The following is a 19,272-nucleotide window of genomic DNA, read 5'->3' as shown; positions in this document are numbered from 1 at the left end:
GATGACTTCCCGTCTCGAAAAGTTTTACAAGGAAGAAGTGGTGCCGGCGCTGATGAAGCAGTTCGGCTACACCAATCCGATGGAAGTGCCGAAGCTGGTCAAGGTCACCCTGAACATGGGTGTCGGCGAAGCGGCCACCAACAAGAAGATCCTGGAAAACGCCGTCGGCGACATGACCAAGATTTCCGGCCAGAAGCCGGTTGTCACCAAGTCGCGTATCTCGGTTGCGTCGTTCAAGATCCGTGATGGTTGGCCGATCGGCTGCAAGACCACGCTGCGTCGCCACAAGATGTACGAGTTCCTGGACCGCCTGATCAACATCTCGCTGCCGCGCGTGCGCGACTTCCGTGGTGTTTCCGGTCGTTCCTTCGACGGTCGCGGCAACTTCAACATGGGTGTGAAGGAACAGATCATCTTCCCGGAAATCGACTTCGACGCTGTCGACGCGATCCGCGGCATGGATATCGCCATCACCACCACTGCGAAGACCGACGCGGAAGCGAAGGCGCTGCTGGCAGCGTTCAAGTTCCCGTTCCGTAACTGATCCGTCGAGGAAACCGAAATGGCAAAGACCTCCATGGTCAACCGCGACATCAAGCGGAAGAAGCTGGCTGAAAAGTACGCTGTCAAGCGTGCGGCTCTGAAGAAGATCGTGTCCTCGCAGGACGCGACCTACGAAGAGAAGATCGAGGCCGCCACCAAGCTGTCGAAGCTGCCGCGCGATTCGTCGCCGAGCCGCCACCGCAGCCGTTGCGAACTGTCTGGCCGCCCGCGTGGCGTGTACAGCAAGTTCGGCCTGGGTCGCAACAAGCTGCGCGAAGCCACCATGCGTGGCGACGTTCCGGGCCTGCGCAAGGCCAGCTGGTAATCCCAGCCGGTCCTGCGATCAGGGGCCCCTCGGGGGCTCCTGAACCGGGAAGGGAAGGCGTTCAGCTTTCCCTCTGCGAAAAAACCCGAAGAGCCCGACGCAAGTCGGGCTCTTTTGGCGTATACTCCCGCGTCTTGCCCTGCGCAAACGGGGATGTAGGGGTGGGCTTCCGGCCCACTGCATGAAGGGACCTGGCCCGTTTCCAGGAGACAACAGATTTTCGCGAAAGCGGATATCGGTGCACTCAAAGGTACTCATATGAGCATGACTGATCCCATCGCCGACCTGCTGGTCCGCATCAAGAATGCGGCCGCGGTTGGCAAGCAGACGGTGAAAGCCCCGTCGTCCAAGATCAAGGTTGCGATCGCCCAGGTCCTGAAGGACGAGGGTTACATCACCGACCTGCGCGTGACCGCGCTCGAGAACAACAAGTCCGAGCTGGAAATCGTGCTGAAGTATTTCGAAGGCAAGCCGGTCATCGCGACCCTGAAGCGCTTCTCGCGTTCGGGCCTGCGCCAGTACCGCGGCAAGAGCGAGCTGCCGAAGGTCATGAACGGCCTGGGTATCTCCATCATTTCCACCTCCAAGGGCATCATGACTGATGCGCAGGCGCGCCAGCTGGGCGTCGGCGGCGAAGTCCTGTGCTTCGTGGCCTAAGGCGAAAGGAGTAGAACTATGTCCCGCGTAGCCAAGAAGCCGATCGACCTGGGTAAGGTTGAACTGAACGTCCAGAACGACAACGTCACCGCCAAGGGCCCGAAGGGCACCCTGTCGCTGGCCAAGCCGGCTGGTATTGCCATCAACGTCGAGAACGGCGTTGCCACCCTGAGCACCGAAAGCGTCGATCTGATCCCGCTGACCGGTACCGTCCGCGCCATCCTGTCCAACATGGTCAAGGGTGTTTCCGAAGGCTTCGAGCGCAAGCTGGAGCTGGTCGGCGTGGGTTACCGTGCCGCCATGCAGGGCAAGGACCTCAGCCTGTCGCTGGGCTTCTCGCACCCGATCGTGTTCGTGGCGCCGGAAGGCATCACCATCACCACCCCGACCCAGACCGAAATCCTGGTGCAGGGCGCTGACAAGCAGGTCGTCGGTGAAGTTGCCGCCAAGATCCGTGCGTTCCGCAAGCCGGAACCGTACAAGGGCAAGGGCGTGAAGTACTCCGACGAAGTCATCATCCGTAAGGAAGCCAAGAAGGCGTAAGTGCGAGTCCCTTGCAAGAGCCCGCACATCCCTGTGCGGACTCCTCAGGGAAAAGCCCATCCTTCAGCTTTCAAGGAATAATCAAAATGAACAAGAACATCGCCCGCCTGCGTCGCGCCAAGTCGACCCGCGCCCACATCCGTGAGCTCGGTGTCGCCCGCCTGTCGGTGCTGCGCACCGGTCAGCACCTGTACGCCCAGGTCTTCACCGCCGACGGCTCCAAGGTGCTGGCTGCTGCCAACACCACCCAGGCCGACATCAAGGACGGCCTGAAGAACGGCAAGAACGCTGATGCTGCTGCCAAGGTTGGCCGTATCGTTGCCGAGCGCGCCAAGGCCGCCGGCGTCGAGAAGGTTGCCTTCGATCGTTCGGGCTACCGCTACCACGGCCGCATCAAGGCCCTGGCAGAAGCCGCCCGCGAAGCCGGCCTGCAGTTCTAAGGGACAAGGGCAGGGGGCCTCTGGTCTCCTGCCCGCCTGCTCGCCAGCCTGAATGAGGCTGGACGGCGCCGCTCTTCTGCAGCGGCCCACCGGTACAACGCGCCACTCCACAACCATAAGCGGCCTCGAGCCGTACATACCCAAACAACCAAGGAATCAAGATGGCAGAAGAACGTCAGCAGCGGGGTCGCGATCGCGACCGTAACCGCGAAGAGAAAGTCGACGACGGCATGATCGAAAAGCTGGTCGCGGTCAACCGCGTCAGCAAGACCGTCAAGGGTGGCCGCCAGTTCACCTTCACCGCCCTGACTGTTGTCGGCGACGGCGAAGGCAAGGTCGGTTTCGGTTATGGCAAGGCCCGCGAAGTGCCGGTCGCCATCCAGAAGTCGATGGAGCAGGCTCGCAAGAACCTGGTCAGCGTTGACCTGAACAACGGCACCCTGTGGCACACCATCAAGGATGGTCACGGCGCAGCCCGCGTGTTCATGCAGCCGGCTTCCGAAGGTACCGGCGTCATCGCCGGCGGTGCCATGCGCGCCGTGCTGGAAGCGGTTGGCGTGAAGAACGTGCTGGCCAAGGCCACCGGTTCGCGCAACCCGATCAACCTGGTGCGTGCCACCGTGAAGGGCCTGTCTGCTGCGCAGTCGCCGGCTCGCATCGCGGCCAAGCGCGGCAAGAAGGTGGAGGAACTCAACCATGGCTAATGAGTCCAACAAGACTGTGAAGGTGCGCCTGGTGCGTGGCCTGCGTGGTGCTCAGTCGCGTCACCGCCTGTCGGTGCGTGCTCTGGGCCTGAACAAGCTGAACGATGTGCGTGAACTGAAGGACAGCCCGCAGGTTCGCGGCCTGATCAACACCGTTCACTACCTCGTCAAGGTTGAGGAGTAATCGATCATGACTCTGCGTCTCAATGAACTGAGCCCGGCACCGGGCGCCCGCACCGAGCGCACCCGCGTCGGTCGCGGTATCGGCTCGGGCCTGGGCAAGACTGCCGGCCGCGGCCACAAGGGTTCGTTCGCCCGTAAGGGTGGCGGCAAGATCAAGGCTGGCTTCGAAGGCGGCCAGACCCCCATGCAGCGTCGTCTGCCGAAGATCGGCTTCCGTTCGCCGATCGCCAAGGACACCGCTGAAGTGCTGCTGTACGCGCTGGACAAGCTGCCGGCCGGTGAGATCGACTTCGCCGCCCTGCGTGCTGCCAAGCTGGTCCCGAGCACTGCAAAGAAGGCCAAGGTCGTCGTCAAGGGCGAAGTGACCAAGGCGTTCACCCTGAAGGGTATCGCTGCCACGGCTGGTGCCAAGGCCGCGATCGAAGCTGCCGGCGGCAGCGTAACGGAGTAAGAAAATCATGGCGCAAGCTGGCATCGGTAACCTCGCGGGCGGAATGGGCAAGTTCACTGAACTTCGCCAACGTTTGCTGTTCGTCGTCGGGGCTTTGATCGTCTATCGCATCGGCTGCTATGTGCCGGTGCCGGGCGTCAATCCCGATGCCATGCTTGCCATGATGCAACAGCAGGGCGGCGGCATCGTGGACATGTTCAACATGTTCTCGGGCGGCGCCCTGCACCGTTTCAGCATCTTCGCGCTGAACGTGATGCCGTACATCTCGGCATCGATCGTGATGCAGTTGGCCGTGCACATCTTCCCCGCCCTGAAGGCGATGCAGAAGGAAGGTGAGTCCGGTCGCCGCAAGATCACCCAGTATTCGCGCATCGGCGCCGTGCTGCTGGCAGTGGTGCAGGGCGGTTCGATCGCGCTGGCCCTGCAGGGCCAGGTCTCGCCGTCGGGCGCTCCGGTCGTGTACGCACCAGGCATGGGCTTCGTGCTCACCGCCGTGGTCGCGCTGACCGCCGGCACCATGTTCCTGATGTGGGTCGGTGAGCAGGTCACCGAGCGCGGCATCGGCAACGGCGTGTCGCTGATCATCTTCGCCGGTATCGTGGCGGGCCTGCCGGGTGCGGTCATCCACACCTTCGACGCCTACCGCGACGGCAACATCCAGTTCATCCAGCTGCTGCTGATCGCCATCGTCGTGCTCGCCTTCACCTTCTTCGTGGTGTTCGTCGAGCGTGGCCAGCGCCGGATCACGGTGAACTACGCGCGCCGCCAGGGCGGTCGCAACGCGTACATGAACCAGACCTCGTTCCTGCCGCTGAAGCTCAACATGGCCGGCGTCATCCCGGCGATCTTCGCCTCGAGCCTGCTGGCCTTCCCGGCCACCCTGGCGATGTGGTCCGGCCAGGCTGCGAACCAGAGCAGCACCGGCCAGATCCTGCAGAAGGTGGCCAACGCCCTCGGTCCGGGCGAGCCGCTGCACATGATCGTGTTCGCCGCTCTGATCACCGGTTTCGCGTTCTTCTACACCGCGCTGGTGTTCAACTCGCAGGAAACCGCCGACAACCTGAAGAAGTCGGGTGCGCTGATTCCGGGCATCCGTCCGGGCAAGGCCACTGCTGATTACATCGATGGCGTGCTGACCCGCCTGACCGCGGCCGGCTCGGCTTACCTGGTGATCGTCTGCCTGCTGCCGGAACTGATGCGCACGCAGCTGAACGCCTCGTTCTACTTCGGCGGCACGTCGCTGCTGATCGTGGTGGTGGTGGTGATGGACTTCATTGCCCAGGTGCAGGCGCACCTGATGTCGCACCAGTACGAGAGCCTGTTGAAGAAGGCCAACCTGAAGGGCGGCAACCGCGGCGGTTTTGCCCGCGGCTGATTGGCCTGTTATACTTTCGTCTTCCTGACGTGATGGTCCCTCCGCTTCGCGGACTCCGGCCACACAAACGAAGGGCGGCCCCCGCAGCGGTTCCGGGTGGGGGTGTGATGAGGTGGTCCCGCGCTGGAGTAGCGCGGGCGACCCCGGGGGAAACCCCAGGATCAACCCCATCCGGCGCCGGAGCCTGGGCACACTCCCCAGGCCGGGTTCATGAAACCAATGGTTTCACGGGCTTCCATGTAAACCGGAACCTTGTTAGTATCGCTAGTTCACTTTTTTGATCCATCCTGCCGGATTGGCGTGCCCGAGGCGCGCTGTCGGCCATCACTCAGCTGGAGAACCGCGTCATGGCGCGTATTGCAGGCGTCAACCTGCCAGCCCAGAAGCACGTCTGGGTCGGGTTGCAAAGCATTTACGGCATCGGCCGTACCCGTTCGAAGAAGGTCTGCGAAGTCGCAGGCGTTGCTTCGACCACCAAGATCCGCGATCTGTCGGAGCCGGAAATCGAGCGCCTGCGCGCCGAAGTCGGCAAGTACATCGTGGAAGGCGATCTGCGCCGTGAAATCGGCATCGCGATCAAGCGCCTGATGGACCTGGGCTGCTACCGCGGCCTGCGTCACCGTCGCGGCCTGCCGCTGCGTGGCCAGCGCACCCGTACCAACGCCCGCACCCGCAAGGGCCCGCGCAAGGCGATCAGGAAGTAAGGGACCTATAAATGGCTAAGCCCGCTGCTAAAACCAAGAAGAAGATCAAGCGCGTCGTCACCGACGGCGTCGCCCACGTCCACGCTTCGTTCAACAACACCATCGTGACCATCACCGACCGCCAGGGCAATGCTCTGTCGTGGGCGACCTCCGGTGGCGCTGGCTTCCGCGGTTCGCGCAAGTCGACCCCGTTCGCTGCCCAGGTGGCTGCCGAAAAGGCCGGTCGTGCTGCGCTGGACTACGGCGTGAAGTCGCTGGAAGTCCGCATCAAGGGTCCGGGTCCGGGCCGTGAGTCGGCCGTGCGTTCGTTGAACAACGTCGGCTACAAGATCACCAACATCATCGACGTGACGCCCATCCCGCACAACGGGTGCCGTCCGCCGAAGAAGCGTCGCGTCTAAAGGGAGCGATAAGAAATGGCTCGTTATATCGGTCCTACCTGTAAGCTCGCCCGTCGCGAAGGCGCCGACCTGTCCCTGAAGAGCCCGGCGCGTGCGCTGGACTCCAAGTGCAAGCTGGAGCAGAAGCCCGGCCAGCACGGCGCCACTGCCCGCAAGGGCAAGCTGTCCGACTACGCCACCCAGCTGCGTGAAAAGCAGAAGGTCAAGCGTATCTACGGCCTGCTGGAGCGTCAGTTCCGCAACTACTACAAGAAGGCCTCGACCAAGAAGGGCAACACCGGCGAGAACCTCCTGCAGCTGCTGGAAACCCGCCTGGACAATGTCGTCTACCGCATGGGCTTCGCCGTGACCCGTCCGGCTGCCCGTCAGCTGGTGTCGCACCGCGGCGTCACCGTGAATGGCAAGTCGGTCAACCTGGCTTCGTACCAGGTCAAGGCTGGCGACGCCATCGCCCTGTCTGAAAAGGCTGCCAAGCAGCTGCGCGTCCAGGAAGCCCTGACCGTCGCCGCCCAGCATGACCTGAGCCCGTCGTGGGTTGAAGTGGATTCCGGTAAGTTCACCGGCATCTTCAAGGCTGTTCCGGATCGTTCGGATCTGCCTGCGGACATCAACGAAGCGCTGATCGTCGAGCTGTATTCGAAGTAATTCACATTGGAGAGCCCCCGGCGACGGCCGGGGGTTCACTAGGAGAACCCGCAACATGACGGTTACCGCCAACCAGGTTCTGCGTCCTCGCGGTCCGCAGATCGAACGCCTTACCGACACCCGTGCAAAGGTCGTTATCGAACCTTTGGAGCGGGGTTACGGGCATACGCTGGGTAATGCCCTGCGTCGCGTGCTGCTGTCGTCCATCCCGGGCTTCGCCATCACGGAAGTCGAAATCGACGGCGTGTTGCATGAGTACACCACGGTCGAGGGTCTGCAGGAGGACGTGCTCGAAGTCCTGCTGAACCTGAAGGACGTGGCCATCCGTATGCACTCCGGCGACAGCGCCACCCTGTCCCTGTCCAAGCAGGGCCCGGGCGTTGTCACCGCTGCCGATATCAAGGTCGACCACAATGTGGAGATCCTGAACGGCGACCATGTCATCTGCCACCTGACCAAGGACACGGCAGTCAACATGCGTCTGAAGATCGAACGTGGTTTCGGCTACCAGCCGGCTGCCGCGCGTCGTCGTCCGGACGAAGAAACCCGTGCCATCGGCCGTCTGGTCCTGGATGCCTCGTTCTCGCCGGTTCGCCGCGTCGCCTATGCCGTGGAAGCGGCCCGCGTCGAGCAGCGTACCGACCTGGACAAGCTGGTCATCGATATCGAGACCAACGGCACCATCGATGCCGAGGAAGCCGTGCGCACCGCCGCCGACATCCTCAGCGACCAGCTGTCGGTGTTCGGTGACTTCACCCACCGCGACCGCGGTGCGGCGAAGCCGGCCAACAACGGCGTGGATCCGGTGCTGCTGCGCCCGATCGACGATCTGGAGCTGACCGTGCGTTCGGCCAACTGCCTGAAGGCCGAAAGCATCTACTACATCGGCGATCTGATCCAGAAGACCGAAGTGGAGCTGCTGAAGACCCCGAACCTGGGCAAGAAGTCGCTCACCGAAATCAAGGAAGTGCTGGCCCAGCGTGGCCTGTCACTCGGCATGAAGCTGGAGAACTGGCCGCCGGCCGGCGTCGCCAGCCACGGCATGCTGGGCTGATAACGCCTTTCTGCAAGACCGCATGGCCCCGTCGGCAACGGCGGGGCCATTGCACCCAGGCAACACCGCCACGACGAACGAAGGTTCGCGGGCAGGTCGTCCAGGATGGATGGCCAGGACCAACCGCAGTCCGCGCAGCAACGCCATGAAGGCGACAACGATCCGCACAGCCACATCATTAACCAAGGAATATCACCATGCGTCACCAGAAGTCTGGCCGTAAGTTCAGCCGTACCAGCGCCCACCGCGAAGCGATGTTCAAGAACATGGCCGCCTCGCTGTTCAAGCACGAGCTGATCAAGACCACCCTGCCGAAGGCCAAGGAACTGCGCCGCGTTGCCGAGCCGCTGATCACCCTGGCCAAGGTCGACTCCGTCGCCAACCGCCGTCTGGCCTTCGCCCGTCTGCGCGACAACGAAGCCGTGGGCAACCTGTTCACCATCCTGGGCCCGCGCTACGCGAACCGTCCGGGCGGCTACCTGCGCCTGCTGAAGTGCGGCTTCCGCGCCGGCGACAACGCGCCGATGGCCTACGTCGAGCTGGTTGACCGTCCGGTCGTGGCCGAGGCAGTGGCCGAGTAATCGGACCGCTCCAACGCGACACAGCGAAAGCCCGGCCTCTGCCGGGCTTTTGCGTTTCCAGGGGTCGGATCTCTTCCAGGGGGCGGATCCCTTTCCGCAGGAAAGGGCTCTGACCCCATGCCCGTAGCACAGCGGGTCCGGGCCCTTTGCGTTCGCAAAGAGCGTCTGACCCATACCGTTCCGACAGGCGTCACCTGCAGCGGTTCGAATGGCGCGCACTCTCGGTTACGCTTGGCGCCTGATCCGTTTGAGCGTTGACGATGAATCCATTGCGCTGGCCCTTCCGCGCCCAGTTCTTCCTGGGCTTCCTGATCTGTGCGGGCCTGCTTGGCTACGCGATCTTCCTGCAGCTGAAGATGGGGCTGGAGCCGTGTCCGCTGTGCATCTTCCAACGCCTGGCGTTCGCCGCACTCGGCCTGCTGTTCCTGATCGGTGCACTGCACGGGCCCGGGCCGTCCAACCGCGCTGGCCGCGCGACCTATGGCGTGCTGGCTTTCATTGCCGCGGCGGTGGGCGTCGGCATCGCTGCCCGCCACGTCTACGTGCAGATGCTGCCGCCGGAAATGGGCGCCACCTGTGGCCCGCCGCTGAGCTTTCTGAGCGAGACCATGGGGCCGCTGGAAGTGTTCCGCACGGTGCTGACCGGTACCGGCAACTGCGGCAACATCGACTGGACCTTCCTGGGCCTGACCATGCCGATGTGGTCGGGCGTGTGGTTCGTGCTGCTGGCGCTGTGGGCACTGGTGGTGTCGCTGCGCAAGGTCAAGCGCTGAAAGCAGGTTAGTGCCGGCCGCTGGCCGGCACACCGTGGGAATGCCGGCCAGCGGCCGGCACTACCTCAGAAGTCCTGCTGCAGGCTCAGGTAGGCGCCGCGGCGCGGCCCCCACTGTGGTGCGAAGACGCCCACGCCACCGCCATCGCGCAGCTGGTAGCTGCGGTCCAGTGCGTTGATCACCGCCAGCTGCACGTGCAGTGGATGGCCGCTGTCGGCATTGAAGTCATGTCCTGCACTGAGGTTCACCTGCAGGTATGACGGCAGCTCTCCACCGTTGGGGACGCCCTCGACATCCGAACGCAACCCGCTGCCGAACACGTAGTTGGCACCGATCCGGTTGTGGCCGGCGAAGGCGTAGCTGAAGCCGCCTGACGACGTCAGCTTCTGGTCGTGGTCCAGGTGGATCCAGTGGTTGGCCACGTAGGCCAGCGCCTCGGGATCGAGGTTGTACTGGCCGGTGATGACGTCGGTGCCGATCGCCTTGCTCAGGGCGGCATTGACGTAGGCGCTGAACGGGCCGTTGCTGTAGTCGGCACTGAACTCCAGGCCACGGATGTGGCCGCGGCGGTAGTTGAACGTCGAATAGATGTACGCGGCGCCGAACTGGCCTTCATCCTGCAGCCGCGCAACACGGCGGTCGTACGCGTCCAGGCCCAGGGTCAGGTGCTCGCCCAGCTGCTGGGAGACGCCGATGTCGTAGTAGTCGCTGCGTTCGGCCAGTGGCGTGCTGTTGCCTGCGCTGGACTGCTGGTTGCTGGTGCCGTCGTACAGGGCGATGTCGCTGCTGGCGATCAGTTCACTGGCCGGTGGCGTGAAGTAGCGCGAGTAGCCGGCGTGCACGGTGGTGCTGCTGCTGGCATTCCAGACCACACCCACGCGTGGGCTGAGCTGGCCCTCGGTGTGGCCAAAGGCCTTGTAGTGGTCGCCACGCAGCCCGTAGTTCACGGTCCAGTCGTCGCCGATCTTCCATTCGTCCTGCACGTACAGCGCCAGCGTACTGGCGTGGAACGCGCTGCGATCGGGAATCAGCCGTGGCGTGGTGCTGGACTGCTGGCCGTCGGCGCCGACCGGGAACACCCAGCTGTCGTTGCTGGCCCGCGCGTTCTCGTAGTTGCCGTACAGGCCGTAGCGCAGGGTGTGGTTGTCGCCCAGTGGCGTCGAGAAATCGGCCTGCAGGGTGTTGGCGCGGTTGCTGCGCTGGACCTGCGAGGCGACGCCACTGAACACCAGGTCGCCGGCCACGTCGGGATTGAAGCCGACATCGCTGTAGCGCTGGCCGGCGGACAGCTGGTAGGCGGTGCTGCCCAACGTGCCTTGCAGCACCAGCATGCCGAAGCGGGTGGTCTCGCGCTGGGTCTCATCCAGCTGGCTGGAGTCGAAGGTGGTGGTGTCCAGGTAGCCGAACTGTGGCGTCTGGCCGGGGTTGACCGGAATCTGGAAACGGTTGTTGGCGAAGCCGGCGAACACGCTCAGGCGGGTGTTCTCGTTGACCAGATAAGTGAGGTCGGCGAACGCCTTGCCCTGGTGGGTGTCGTCGTGGAGCGGCCTGCGTGAGTTGGTCGGGTTCTCCAGGCCGACCTCGTTCTGGTCGTAGTTGCCGGTCAGGAACCAGCTCCAGCGCCCCTGTGAGCCCCACCAGGAGGCATTCGGATTGACCTTGCCGAATGAGCCCGCGGTCAGCCCGGCGCTGCCGCCGTTGCCCAGCTCGGCGCCACTGCGGGTAGTGATGTCGACCACCGCAGCAGTACGCTCACCAAACTGCGCCGGCAGCGCGCCGTCCATCAGGCGGATGCTCTTGATGGTGCGCGCATCCAGGGTCTGGCCGAAGCCGGAGATCGATTCGGGCAGCAGTACGCCGTTGATGCGGTACTGCAGGTTGGCGTGGTCGCCGCGCACGTGCACGCCGCCGTAGGAGTCCTGGACCACGCCCGGGGCCTGCAGCAGCACTTGGCTGAGCGGGGCGGAAGCGCCCAGCGGCTGCTTCTGGATGTCCTCGGCGGTGATCTGGTACTGGCTGCTGCCGATGTCCGGTGACAGGGCGTTGCGGGCCTGGTCGAGCTGAGCACTGACGGTGACCGTATCCAGGTCCTTGACCGAGGTTCTGTCGTCATCGGTGGAGGCCGCGAAGGCGGGCAGGCTGGCCAGGGCCAGGGCGAAGGTGATGCCGGTAGCGAGGGGCGAGGGCTTCATGATGGGAAGAGTGATGGCAGGGCGTGGAAGGGGCCGATCCATGACATGAGAGTGTTACTCCGTAACAAATCATGCGCTTGTCCCGGGCGGCTGACCATGCTCGATCTGGCTGCTCGCGTCGGCCTTTCTCTGCCGTTCAGGCGGCCGCGCCGGACCGGTTGGGCCTTTGCGGCAGCAGCTGGCGATGCGACCATGGCGGCCCCCCACCCCGGAAGTCTGCAATGAGCCTGTCCGCCGTTCCGCCCGTCCCCGAACCCGCTGCGACCGCCGCTGGCGCTGCCTGGTCGCCGGAGAGCTGGCGTGGCAAGACCGCGCTGCAGATGCCAACCTATCCCGATCCGGTGGCGCTGGACGCGGCCCTGCACGAGCTGAAGCGGCTGCCGCCGCTGGTGACCTCCTGGGAGATCCTGGCGCTGAAGCAGCAGCTGGCCGACGCCCAGGAGGGCAAGCGCTTCCTGCTGCAGGGCGGGGACTGCGCCGAGAATTTCAGCGACTGCGAGTCGGGAACCATCTCCAACCGGTTGAAGGTGCTGTTGCAGATGAGCCTGGTGCTGGTGCACGGCCTGCGCCAGCCGGTTATCCGCGTCGGCCGCTTTGCCGGCCAGTACGCCAAGCCGCGTTCGGCCGATACCGAAACCCGTGATGGCATGACCCTGCCCAGCTATCGCGGTGATGTCATCAACGCGCCGGCCTTCACCGAAGCGGCGCGGCTGCCGGATCCGAAGCGGATGCTGCAGGCCCACGCGCACTCGGCGATGACCATGAACTTCGTGCGTGCGCTGATCGACGGCGGTTTCGCCGACCTGCACCACCCCGAGTACTGGAACCTGGAATGGGTGAGCCATTCGCCGCTGGCCGCCGAGTACCAGAAGATGGTGGCGTCGATCGGTGATGCGGTGCACTTCATGGAGACCCTGGCCGGGGCCCGCGTGCACAACCTCAACCGCATCGATTTCTACACCTCGCACGAAGCGTTGCTGCTGCCCTACGAGCAGGCGCTGACCCGCCAGGTGCCGCGCCAGCAGGGCTGGTTGAACCTGAGCACGCACTATCCGTGGATCGGCATGCGAACGGCCGCACTCGATGGCGCGCACGTGGAATACCTGCGTGGCGTGCGCAACCCGATTGCGATCAAGGTGGGCCCGTCGGTAACCCCGGACCAGCTGCTGCGCCTGATCGACGTGCTCAATCCGCATGACGAGCCGGGCCGCCTGAGCTTCATCCATCGCATGGGGGCGTCGCAGATCGCGCAGAAGCTGCCGCCGCTGCTGGATGCGGTCAAGCGCGACGGTCGTCGCGTGCTGTGGGTGTGCGATGCGATGCATGGCAACACCGAGAGCACCGCCAACGGCTTCAAGACGCGGCGCTTCGACAACGTGCGTGGCGAAGTGGAGATGTCGTTCGATCTGCATGCGGCCGCAGGCACGCGCCTGGGCGGCGTGCACCTGGAGCTGACCGGCGAAGACGTGACCGAGTGCACCGGTGGCGCGCGTGAGCTGACCGAGCGTGACCTGGAGCGCGCCTATCGTTCGACGGTGGACCCGCGGTTGAACTACGAGCAGTCGCTGGAGATCGCGATGGCGATCGTGCGCAAGCAGGAGCAGGTGCGGTAAGTGTGTTTCGGCAGGGCTGCGCCCTGCACCTGCCGAATCAACGTCAACATCAAAGTCAACGTCAAAAGCGGGCTATCCGTGGGTTGGCGGGGCGGTGTCGGAGTGCGGGGACGCCGCAAGTACGTCCCTGTAGGCTTGGCCGCGGCATCCATGCTGCGGACACCCCGCAATCCGACACCGCCCCGCCTTCGACAGTTGTCCGGTGTCTGAAGGATTCACGCCATGCGTGGATGAATCTCCATCGGAATCGAATATTTCGAATTGAATTTGAAGAGCATCCACGCATGGCGTGGATCTACGTGTCGACCAAGGTCGACACCCACCAACAGCGGCGGGAAATTGTCGAAGGCGGGGTGGGGCCGGTTGCGGGGGTGTAAGCGCCATGGATGGCGCGCCCAAGCCTCCAGGGACGGATTCACGGCGTCCCCCGCAACCGGCCCCACCCTGCCATCCCGCAGTAAACCGGCTTTTGCTGTTGCTGTTGCTGTTGAGGTTGCCGGCCAGCGGCCGGCACTACCGCGGGTGCAGGGCGCAGCCCTGCCGAACACCCCCGCCTACATTCTGCTTACGAACGGCTGACATCGCGCTCATGGTGCATGCGCCACGCTGGCTCCTTGATGCAGACAGCGAGAATGCGCAGTGATATGGCAACACCTGCAGCAGTATCTGTGGCCGATCGGAACCGCTTTGGTGGTCGGTGGCCTGGGCGCTTGGGTCGTACTGGCACTGTACCGCCGCCTGCGCGGGCGTGACCGGCGCCGCGCGCGCATTGGCCGGGTGATCGGACCGCCGCTGGCCCTTGCACTGCCCCTGCTGTTGCTGGTGCCGGCGCTGCAGGCCACGCCATTGCCGGAACACACGCTCGATCAACTGCTGCGCGTGCTGCACATCGCCCTGACTGCCTGCTTCATCTGGTTGCTGGTTCGGGGCGTTGCGGCGGGCGAGCGCGCGATCCTGCGCAGCCATCCCATCGATGTCTCCGACAACCTGGAGGCGCGCCGCATCCAGACCCAGACGCGGGTGCTCAGCCGTGTGCTGATGGGCGGCATCATCGTGCTGGGCGCGTCGCTGGTACTGCTGACGTTCCCGATGGTGCAGAAGATCGGCACCGCGCTGCTGGCATCGGCAGGCCTGATCGGCCTGGTGGCCGGCATCGCGGCCAAGCCGGTGTTCGGCAACCTGATCGCTGGCCTGCAGATTGCGGTGACGCAGCCGATCCGGCTGGATGACGTGGTGATCGTCGAAGGCGAGTGGGGCCGTATCGAGGAGATCGGCAGCAGCTACGTCGTGGTCCGCATCTGGGATGAGCGACGCATGGTGGTGCCGCTGACCTGGTTCATCGAGAACCCGTTCCAGAATTGGACGCGGCGCAGCGCCGATCTGCTCGGCACGGCGTTCCTGTGGCTGGACTACCGCGCCCCGATCGCGGCGATCCGCACCGAGCTGGAGCGCATCTGCCGTGGTGAGGCGCTGTGGGATGGGCGGGTCTGCGTGACCCAGGTAACCGAAACCAGCGAACGGGCAATCCAGGTCCGCCTGCTGGTCAGCGCACGCAGTTCCGGTGATGCCTTCGACCTGCGCTGCCTGGTACGAGAGCGGATGCTGGATTTCCTGGCGCGCGAGCATCCGCAGTCGTTGCCGCAGGTGCGTGCGCGCGTGCAGCACGAAGACGAACTGGACATGCCGCGAGGACCTCGCGCACGCACCGCGGATGTACGGTCGCCGGGTGCGGAAGATGGTGAGGCGGCGATCGTGCCGGAGGAGCCTGCGGATCGGTAGTGCCGGCCGCTGGCCGGCGCCCCGGGATCTGCTGGCCAGCGGCCGGCACTACCACGCCGATCAAGGCTCGCCAGCGTCGATCAGCGCGTCAGTATCGAAGTGCGGCGGCCGTCGTGCGCGGGTGCGCTGTTCGTAGGCATAGGCCATCTCGATCAGCTTCGGTTCGCTCCAGGCGGTACCCATGAACAGCAGGCCGACCGGAAGGCGATCGATCTGCCCCATCGGCACGCTGAGGCTGGGATAGCCGGCTACGGCGGCAACGCTGTAGCTCTCGCCAGGGAAGTCGTCGCCGTCACTGCGGATCGGCCACGCCACGCCCGTGGTCGGTGCCACCAGTGCATCGAGCTGATGGGCGGCGAGGGCGGCATCGATGCCTTCCGGGCCGGCCAGGCGGCGCGCATCGGTCCGCGCGCGGATGTAGGCCGGGTCGGCCAGGCCGGCGGTGGCATCTGCCTCAACCAGCAGTTCCTGGCCGAACAGGCCCAGTTCCTGCTTGCTGTGTGCCTGGTTGAAGGCGATCAGTTCGGCAAGGCTGCGCAGCGGCGCGCGATGGGTGCTGAGGTAGCGCTCCAGGCCGGCCTTGAACTCGTACAGCAGCACGCTGCGTTCGGCCTCGGCCCAGGCGCCCTGGTTGGGCAGTTCCACCGGCACCACCACTGCGCCGGCGCGGCGCAGCTCGGTGGTGGCCTGTTCGATCAGTGGCGGCATGCCGCGGTACTTCAGCAGGGGCGTCTGCAGCAGGCCGATGCGCTTGCCACGCAGGCCCTGCGGGTCCAGGCGCGCGGTGTAGTCGTAGACCGCGCGGCCAGGCATGGTTGCGGTGGCAGGGTCGGCGTCATCGCGACCGGCAATGGCGGTCAGCACGGCGGCGGCATCGGCGACGCTGCGTGTCATCGGCCCGGCGGTGTCCTGGCTGAAGGAAATCGGGATGATGCCGTCGCGGCTGACCAGGCCGACCGTCGGCTTCAGGCCGACCACGCCATTGACCGCAGCCGGGCAGACGATGCTGCCGTCGGTTTCGGTGCCGATCGCCACGCTGGCGAGGTTGGCGGCTACGGCCACTGCGCTGCCGCTGCTGGAGCCGCAGGGCGAATGGCTGAGGCGGTAGGGATTGCGGGTCTGGCCGCCGCGCGCGCTCCAGCCGGACACCGAATCATTGCCGCGGAAATTGGCCCATTCGCTGAGGTTGGTCTTGCCCAGCACCACGGCACCGGCCTCGCGCAGGCGACGTACCAGATAGGCGTCGTCCGGGCGGAAGCCCTGCAGCGCCAGCGAGCCGGCCGTGGTGGCCATCGGCGCGGCGTTGATGTTGTCCTTCAGCACGACTGGGATGCCGTGCAGCGGGCCGCGCAGGCGACCGTCACGACGCTCGCGATCGCGTTCGGCGGCTTCCTTCAGTGCATCCGGGTTGAGTTCGATCACCGCGCGCAGTCGGGGGCCGGCACGGTCCAGCGCGGCGATGCGCTGCAGGTAGGCCTGGGTGAGGGTGGTGCTGTCCAGTTCGCCGGCGGTCATCCGCGCCTGCAGGTCGGCGACATCGGTTTCGGCGTAGGGGAATGGCACGTTGCGGCTGGCAGGTTCGGCGGCGTGGGCGCTGGGCGTGGCCGGGCTGCAGGCAGCGACAAGCAGCGCAGGCAGCGCAGCGAGCAGGCAGATCAGGAGGGGCGGCAAGGACGGGCGCATGGGGCGGCTTGGTCGGCTCCAATCCCCAGTGTAGCCGGAGCTCAGCGGCGGCGCTTGCGCAGGTCGCGGGCCAGCACGTAGACCACGATCAGGTTGATCGCCAGGATCGTCCACGAGGGCCAGCCAGGATGGCGGATGATCGCGAAGATATCGAACGGCAGGTACAGCGAAGCGGTCAGGCAGCCCAGCCAGGAGGCCCAGGCCTTGGCACGCCACAGGCCCCAGGCTTCAACCAGATGCAGCAGGCCGTAACCGATCATCCCCGCCGCGGCCAGGTGCACCGCGTCGGGGCTGATCATGTGCAGCAGCGAGGGCAGGGTGCCATGGTCCGGATCCAGGCTGAAGCGCCGGATCAGGGCCATGATGCCGTGCCGCAGCGGCTGCGGTCCGAGCACTTCCAGCCCGGTTGCGGCCAACAGCGCCAGCATCGCCTTGCTCGCTTCGAGCAAGGCGATGACGTGCAGACCCGGATGCCGGTGTGGATCCGGGTTGTAGCCGCTCTGGTTCACGGGGTGCTGGCTCAGCCGCCGCGCGAAGCCTTCTTGCGGTCGCTTTCGGTCAGGAACTTCTTGCGCAGGCGGATCTCCTTGGGGGTGATCTCGACCAGCTCGTCGTCTTCGATGAAGTCCAGGGCCTGTTCCAGCGAGTACTTGATCGCCGGGGTCAGCTGGATCGCATCGTCCTTGCCCGAAGCGCGCATGTTGGTCAGCGGCTTGGTCTTGATCGCGTTGACGGTCAGGTCGTTGTCCTTGGAGTGGATACCGACCAGCTGGCCTTCATACACGTTGTCGCCTTCAGCGGCGAAGAGCTTGCCGCGCTCCTGCAGCGGGCCCAGCGAGTAGGCCGGCGTGGCGCCCGGCGCATTGGCGATCATCACGCCGTTGATGCGCTTGGCGATCGCGCCCTGCTCCTTCGGACCGTAGTGGTCGAAGACATGGAACAGCAGGCCCGAACCCTGGGTGAGGGTCTTGAACTCGTTCTGGAAACCGATCAGGCCACGGGCCGGGATCTGGTACTCAAGGCGCACACGGCCCTTGCCGTCCGATTCCATGTTCTTCAGCTGGCCCTTGCGGGTGCCCAGCTTTTCCATCACGCCGCCCTGGTGGATTTCTTCGATGTCCACCACCAGCTGCTCGATCGGCTCCATGGCCTGGCCGTCGATCTGCTTGATGATCACTTCCGGGCGCGACACGGCCAGCTCGTAGCCTTCACGACGCATGTTCTCGATCAGCACCGACAGGTGCAGTTCGCCACGGCCGGAGACCAGGAACTTGTCGGCATCTTCCAGCTGTTCAACCTTCAGCGCGACGTTGTGGACCTTTTCACGGTCCAGACGGTCCTTGATCTGGCGGCTGGTCAGGAACTTGCCACCGGACAGGTCCTTGTTACCGGCGAACGGCGAGTTGTTGACCTGGAAGGTCATCGAGATGGTCGGCTCGTCGACGGTCAGTGCCGGCAGCGCTTCCGGGGTGTCCGGGGCGCACAGGGTGTCGGAGATGGTCAGCTCCTGGATGCCCGAGATGGCGACGATGTCACCGGCCTCGGCCGAATCCTGCTCGATGCGCTCCAGGCCCAGGAAGCCCAGCACCTGCAGCACCTTGCCGTTGCGCTTCTTGCCTTCACGGTCGATGACCGCGACCTGCATGTTCTTCTTCAGGGTGCCGCGCTGGATGCGGCCGATGCCGATCACGCCCACGAAGTTGTTGTAGTCCAGCTGGCTGATGCGCATCTGGAACGGGCCTTCCGGATCGACTTCCGGCTTCGGCGCGTGCTGCATGATTGCTTCATACAGCGGGGTCATGTCGCCGTCGCGCACGGTGTCTTCCAGGCCAGCGTAGCCGTTCAGGGCCGAGGCGTAGACGATCGGGAAGTCGAGCTGCTCATTGGTGGCGCCGAGCTTGTCGAACAGGTCGAACACCTGGTCGATCACCCACTCCGGACGCGAGCCCGGGCGGTCGACCTTGTTGACCACGACGATCGGCTTGAAGCCCATCGCGAAGGCCTTCTGGGTGACGAAGCGGGTCTGCGGCATCGGGCCGTCCATCGCGTCGACGAGGATCAGCACGGTGTCGACCATCGACAGCACGCGCTCGACCTCACCGCCGAAGTCGGCGTGTCCGGGGGTGTCGACGATGTTGATCCGGTTCTTGATACCGGTCTTCTTGTCTTCCCAGGTGATGGCCGTGTTCTTGGCCAGGATGGTGATGCCGCGTTCCTTTTCCTGGTCGTTGCTGTCCATCACGCGCTCGGCGAGGACGGTACGCTCGGACAGGGTGCCGGACTGCTTCAGCAGCTGGTCGACCAGGGTGGTCTTGCCATGGTCGACGTGGGCGACGATGGCGATGTTGCGAAGATTTTCGATGGACATACGAAAGGGGGCCAGTCGGCGCCGGATTTGGAAAAAGAAGTCCAACATTATACGTCGAAGTTGACGATTGGCGAAAACCCGGATTTCACATCGGTCATGGTGCCCATTCAGCTGGGTGTCCCCCAAGCTGGGCCGGGGCCTGGGGGCCGTAGGTCTGGCCTCCCCCTTCCGGAGGCTGAAGCAGGGATCTGCGCCCATGGTCGAAGCCGCCGTCGCCACGAGGCGGGTGTAAACTAGGTGGCTAGACGCATTCCCCTC

21 protein-coding genes are annotated in these 19,272 nt (G+C 64.9%); 17 read left to right on the top strand and 4 right to left on the bottom strand.

Translation table 11 applies throughout. From position 1 onward, the window contains the following. Position 1: 1 nt before the first annotated feature. The 15 genes from rplE (at position 2) to DI041_RS15040 (ending at position 9,379) form a co-directional block, all read left to right on the top strand. Positions 2–544 carry a 50S ribosomal protein L5 gene (gene rplE / locus DI041_RS15115; protein ID WP_004145361.1) on the top strand — a complete coding sequence of 181 codons (543 nt, stop codon included), beginning with the start codon at positions 2–4 and terminating at the stop codon, positions 542–544. Between the two features lie 18 nt (positions 545–562). Beyond that, positions 563–868, top strand: a complete 306-nt coding sequence (gene rpsN, locus DI041_RS15110; protein ID WP_004145363.1) for a 30S ribosomal protein S14 — start codon at positions 563–565, stop codon at positions 866–868. Positions 869–1,126: 258 nt separating this feature from the next. Beyond that, positions 1,127–1,525, top strand: coding sequence for a 30S ribosomal protein S8 (gene rpsH, locus DI041_RS15100; protein ID WP_004145387.1), 399 nt, complete (start codon positions 1,127–1,129; stop codon positions 1,523–1,525). Positions 1,526–1,543: 18 nt separating this feature from the next. Then, positions 1,544–2,068 carry a 50S ribosomal protein L6 gene (gene rplF / locus DI041_RS15095; protein ID WP_004145389.1) on the top strand — a complete coding sequence of 175 codons (525 nt, stop codon included), beginning with the start codon at positions 1,544–1,546 and terminating at the stop codon, positions 2,066–2,068. A gap of 80 nt (positions 2,069–2,148) precedes the next feature. Further along, entirely contained in the window at positions 2,149–2,508 is a 360-nt protein-coding gene (gene rplR, locus DI041_RS15090) for a 50S ribosomal protein L18 (protein WP_174238316.1), read from the top strand. Positions 2,509–2,669: 161 nt separating this feature from the next. Further along, positions 2,670–3,212, top strand: coding sequence for a 30S ribosomal protein S5 (gene rpsE / locus DI041_RS15085; protein ID WP_004145411.1), 543 nt, complete (start codon positions 2,670–2,672; stop codon positions 3,210–3,212). Then, positions 3,205–3,396: a 50S ribosomal protein L30 gene (gene rpmD, locus DI041_RS15080; protein ID WP_004145412.1), complete on the top strand. Its 192-nt coding sequence runs from the start codon at positions 3,205–3,207 to the stop codon at positions 3,394–3,396. The genes rpsE and rpmD overlap by 8 nt, the downstream gene beginning before the upstream one ends. A gap of 6 nt (positions 3,397–3,402) precedes the next feature. Beyond that, complete coding sequence (gene rplO / locus DI041_RS15075; protein ID WP_004154498.1) at positions 3,403–3,846, top strand: 50S ribosomal protein L15; 444 nt, start codon at positions 3,403–3,405, stop codon at positions 3,844–3,846. Between the two features lie 7 nt (positions 3,847–3,853). After that, positions 3,854–5,221, top strand: a complete 1,368-nt coding sequence (gene secY / locus DI041_RS15070; protein WP_004145436.1) for a preprotein translocase subunit SecY — start codon at positions 3,854–3,856, stop codon at positions 5,219–5,221. 347 nt (positions 5,222–5,568) lie between these two features. Continuing rightward, positions 5,569–5,925: a 30S ribosomal protein S13 gene (rpsM, locus tag DI041_RS15065; protein ID WP_004145437.1), complete on the top strand. Its 357-nt coding sequence runs from the start codon at positions 5,569–5,571 to the stop codon at positions 5,923–5,925. An 11-nt stretch (positions 5,926–5,936) separates the two neighbouring features. Further along, positions 5,937–6,326, top strand: coding sequence for a 30S ribosomal protein S11 (gene rpsK, locus DI041_RS15060; protein WP_004145443.1), 390 nt, complete (start codon positions 5,937–5,939; stop codon positions 6,324–6,326). 15 nt (positions 6,327–6,341) lie between these two features. After that, positions 6,342–6,971 (top strand): 30S ribosomal protein S4, encoded by a 630-nt coding sequence (rpsD, locus tag DI041_RS15055; RefSeq protein WP_004145446.1) that lies wholly within the window; start codon positions 6,342–6,344, stop codon positions 6,969–6,971. A gap of 55 nt (positions 6,972–7,026) precedes the next feature. Further along, on the top strand, positions 7,027–8,025 hold the full coding sequence (locus DI041_RS15050; RefSeq protein WP_004145453.1) for a DNA-directed RNA polymerase subunit alpha: 999 nt from the start codon (positions 7,027–7,029) through the stop codon (positions 8,023–8,025). Positions 8,026–8,222: 197 nt separating this feature from the next. After that, positions 8,223–8,606: a 50S ribosomal protein L17 gene (gene rplQ, locus DI041_RS15045; protein WP_004145464.1), complete on the top strand. Its 384-nt coding sequence runs from the start codon at positions 8,223–8,225 to the stop codon at positions 8,604–8,606. A 260-nt stretch (positions 8,607–8,866) separates the two neighbouring features. Then, a complete protein-coding gene (locus tag DI041_RS15040) occupies positions 8,867–9,379 on the top strand; it encodes a disulfide bond formation protein B (RefSeq protein ID WP_136639354.1) in 513 nt (170 codons plus the stop codon). Between the two features lie 65 nt (positions 9,380–9,444). Here the strand turns inward: DI041_RS15040 and DI041_RS15035 are convergent, their stop codons facing one another. Further along, a complete protein-coding gene (locus tag DI041_RS15035; RefSeq protein WP_136639355.1) occupies positions 9,445–11,571 on the bottom strand; it encodes a TonB-dependent receptor in 2,127 nt (708 codons plus the stop codon). Positions 11,572–11,792: 221 nt separating this feature from the next. Between DI041_RS15035 and DI041_RS15030 the strand changes: the two genes are divergently transcribed. Together DI041_RS15030 and DI041_RS15015 are read left to right on the top strand one after the other, a co-directional pair. Beyond that, entirely contained in the window at positions 11,793–13,184 is a 1,392-nt protein-coding gene (locus DI041_RS15030; RefSeq protein ID WP_046983715.1) for a class II 3-deoxy-7-phosphoheptulonate synthase, read from the top strand. A 639-nt stretch (positions 13,185–13,823) separates the two neighbouring features. Then, positions 13,824–14,963 carry a mechanosensitive ion channel family protein gene (locus tag DI041_RS15015; protein WP_136639357.1) on the top strand — a complete coding sequence of 380 codons (1,140 nt, stop codon included), beginning with the start codon at positions 13,824–13,826 and terminating at the stop codon, positions 14,961–14,963. A 60-nt stretch (positions 14,964–15,023) separates the two neighbouring features. On the opposite strand, the gene DI041_RS15010 is transcribed toward DI041_RS15015, so the two are convergent. Genes DI041_RS15010 through typA form a run of 3 tightly spaced genes read right to left on the bottom strand, consistent with a single transcriptional unit; the run spans position 15,024 to position 19,014 of the window. Continuing rightward, the gene (locus tag DI041_RS15010; RefSeq protein WP_136639358.1) at positions 15,024–16,646 is read right to left on the bottom strand and encodes an amidase; all 1,623 of its coding nucleotides are present in this window, start codon (positions 16,644–16,646) and stop codon (positions 15,024–15,026) included. 41 nt (positions 16,647–16,687) lie between these two features. Beyond that, positions 16,688–17,155, bottom strand: coding sequence for a DUF2127 domain-containing protein (locus DI041_RS15005; RefSeq protein WP_012510161.1), 468 nt, complete (start codon positions 17,153–17,155; stop codon positions 16,688–16,690). A gap of 11 nt (positions 17,156–17,166) precedes the next feature. After that, positions 17,167–19,014, bottom strand: a complete 1,848-nt coding sequence (gene typA / locus DI041_RS15000; RefSeq protein ID WP_012510162.1) for a translational GTPase TypA — start codon at positions 19,012–19,014, stop codon at positions 17,167–17,169. Positions 19,015–19,272: the final 258 nt, after the last annotated feature.

The sequence above is a fragment of the Stenotrophomonas maltophilia genome (genome assembly GCF_004920835.1).
GTDB classification, from domain to species: Bacteria; Pseudomonadota; Gammaproteobacteria; order Xanthomonadales; family Xanthomonadaceae; genus Stenotrophomonas; species Stenotrophomonas maltophilia_AQ.
This window is presented reverse-complemented; position numbering and strand designations above follow the sequence as displayed.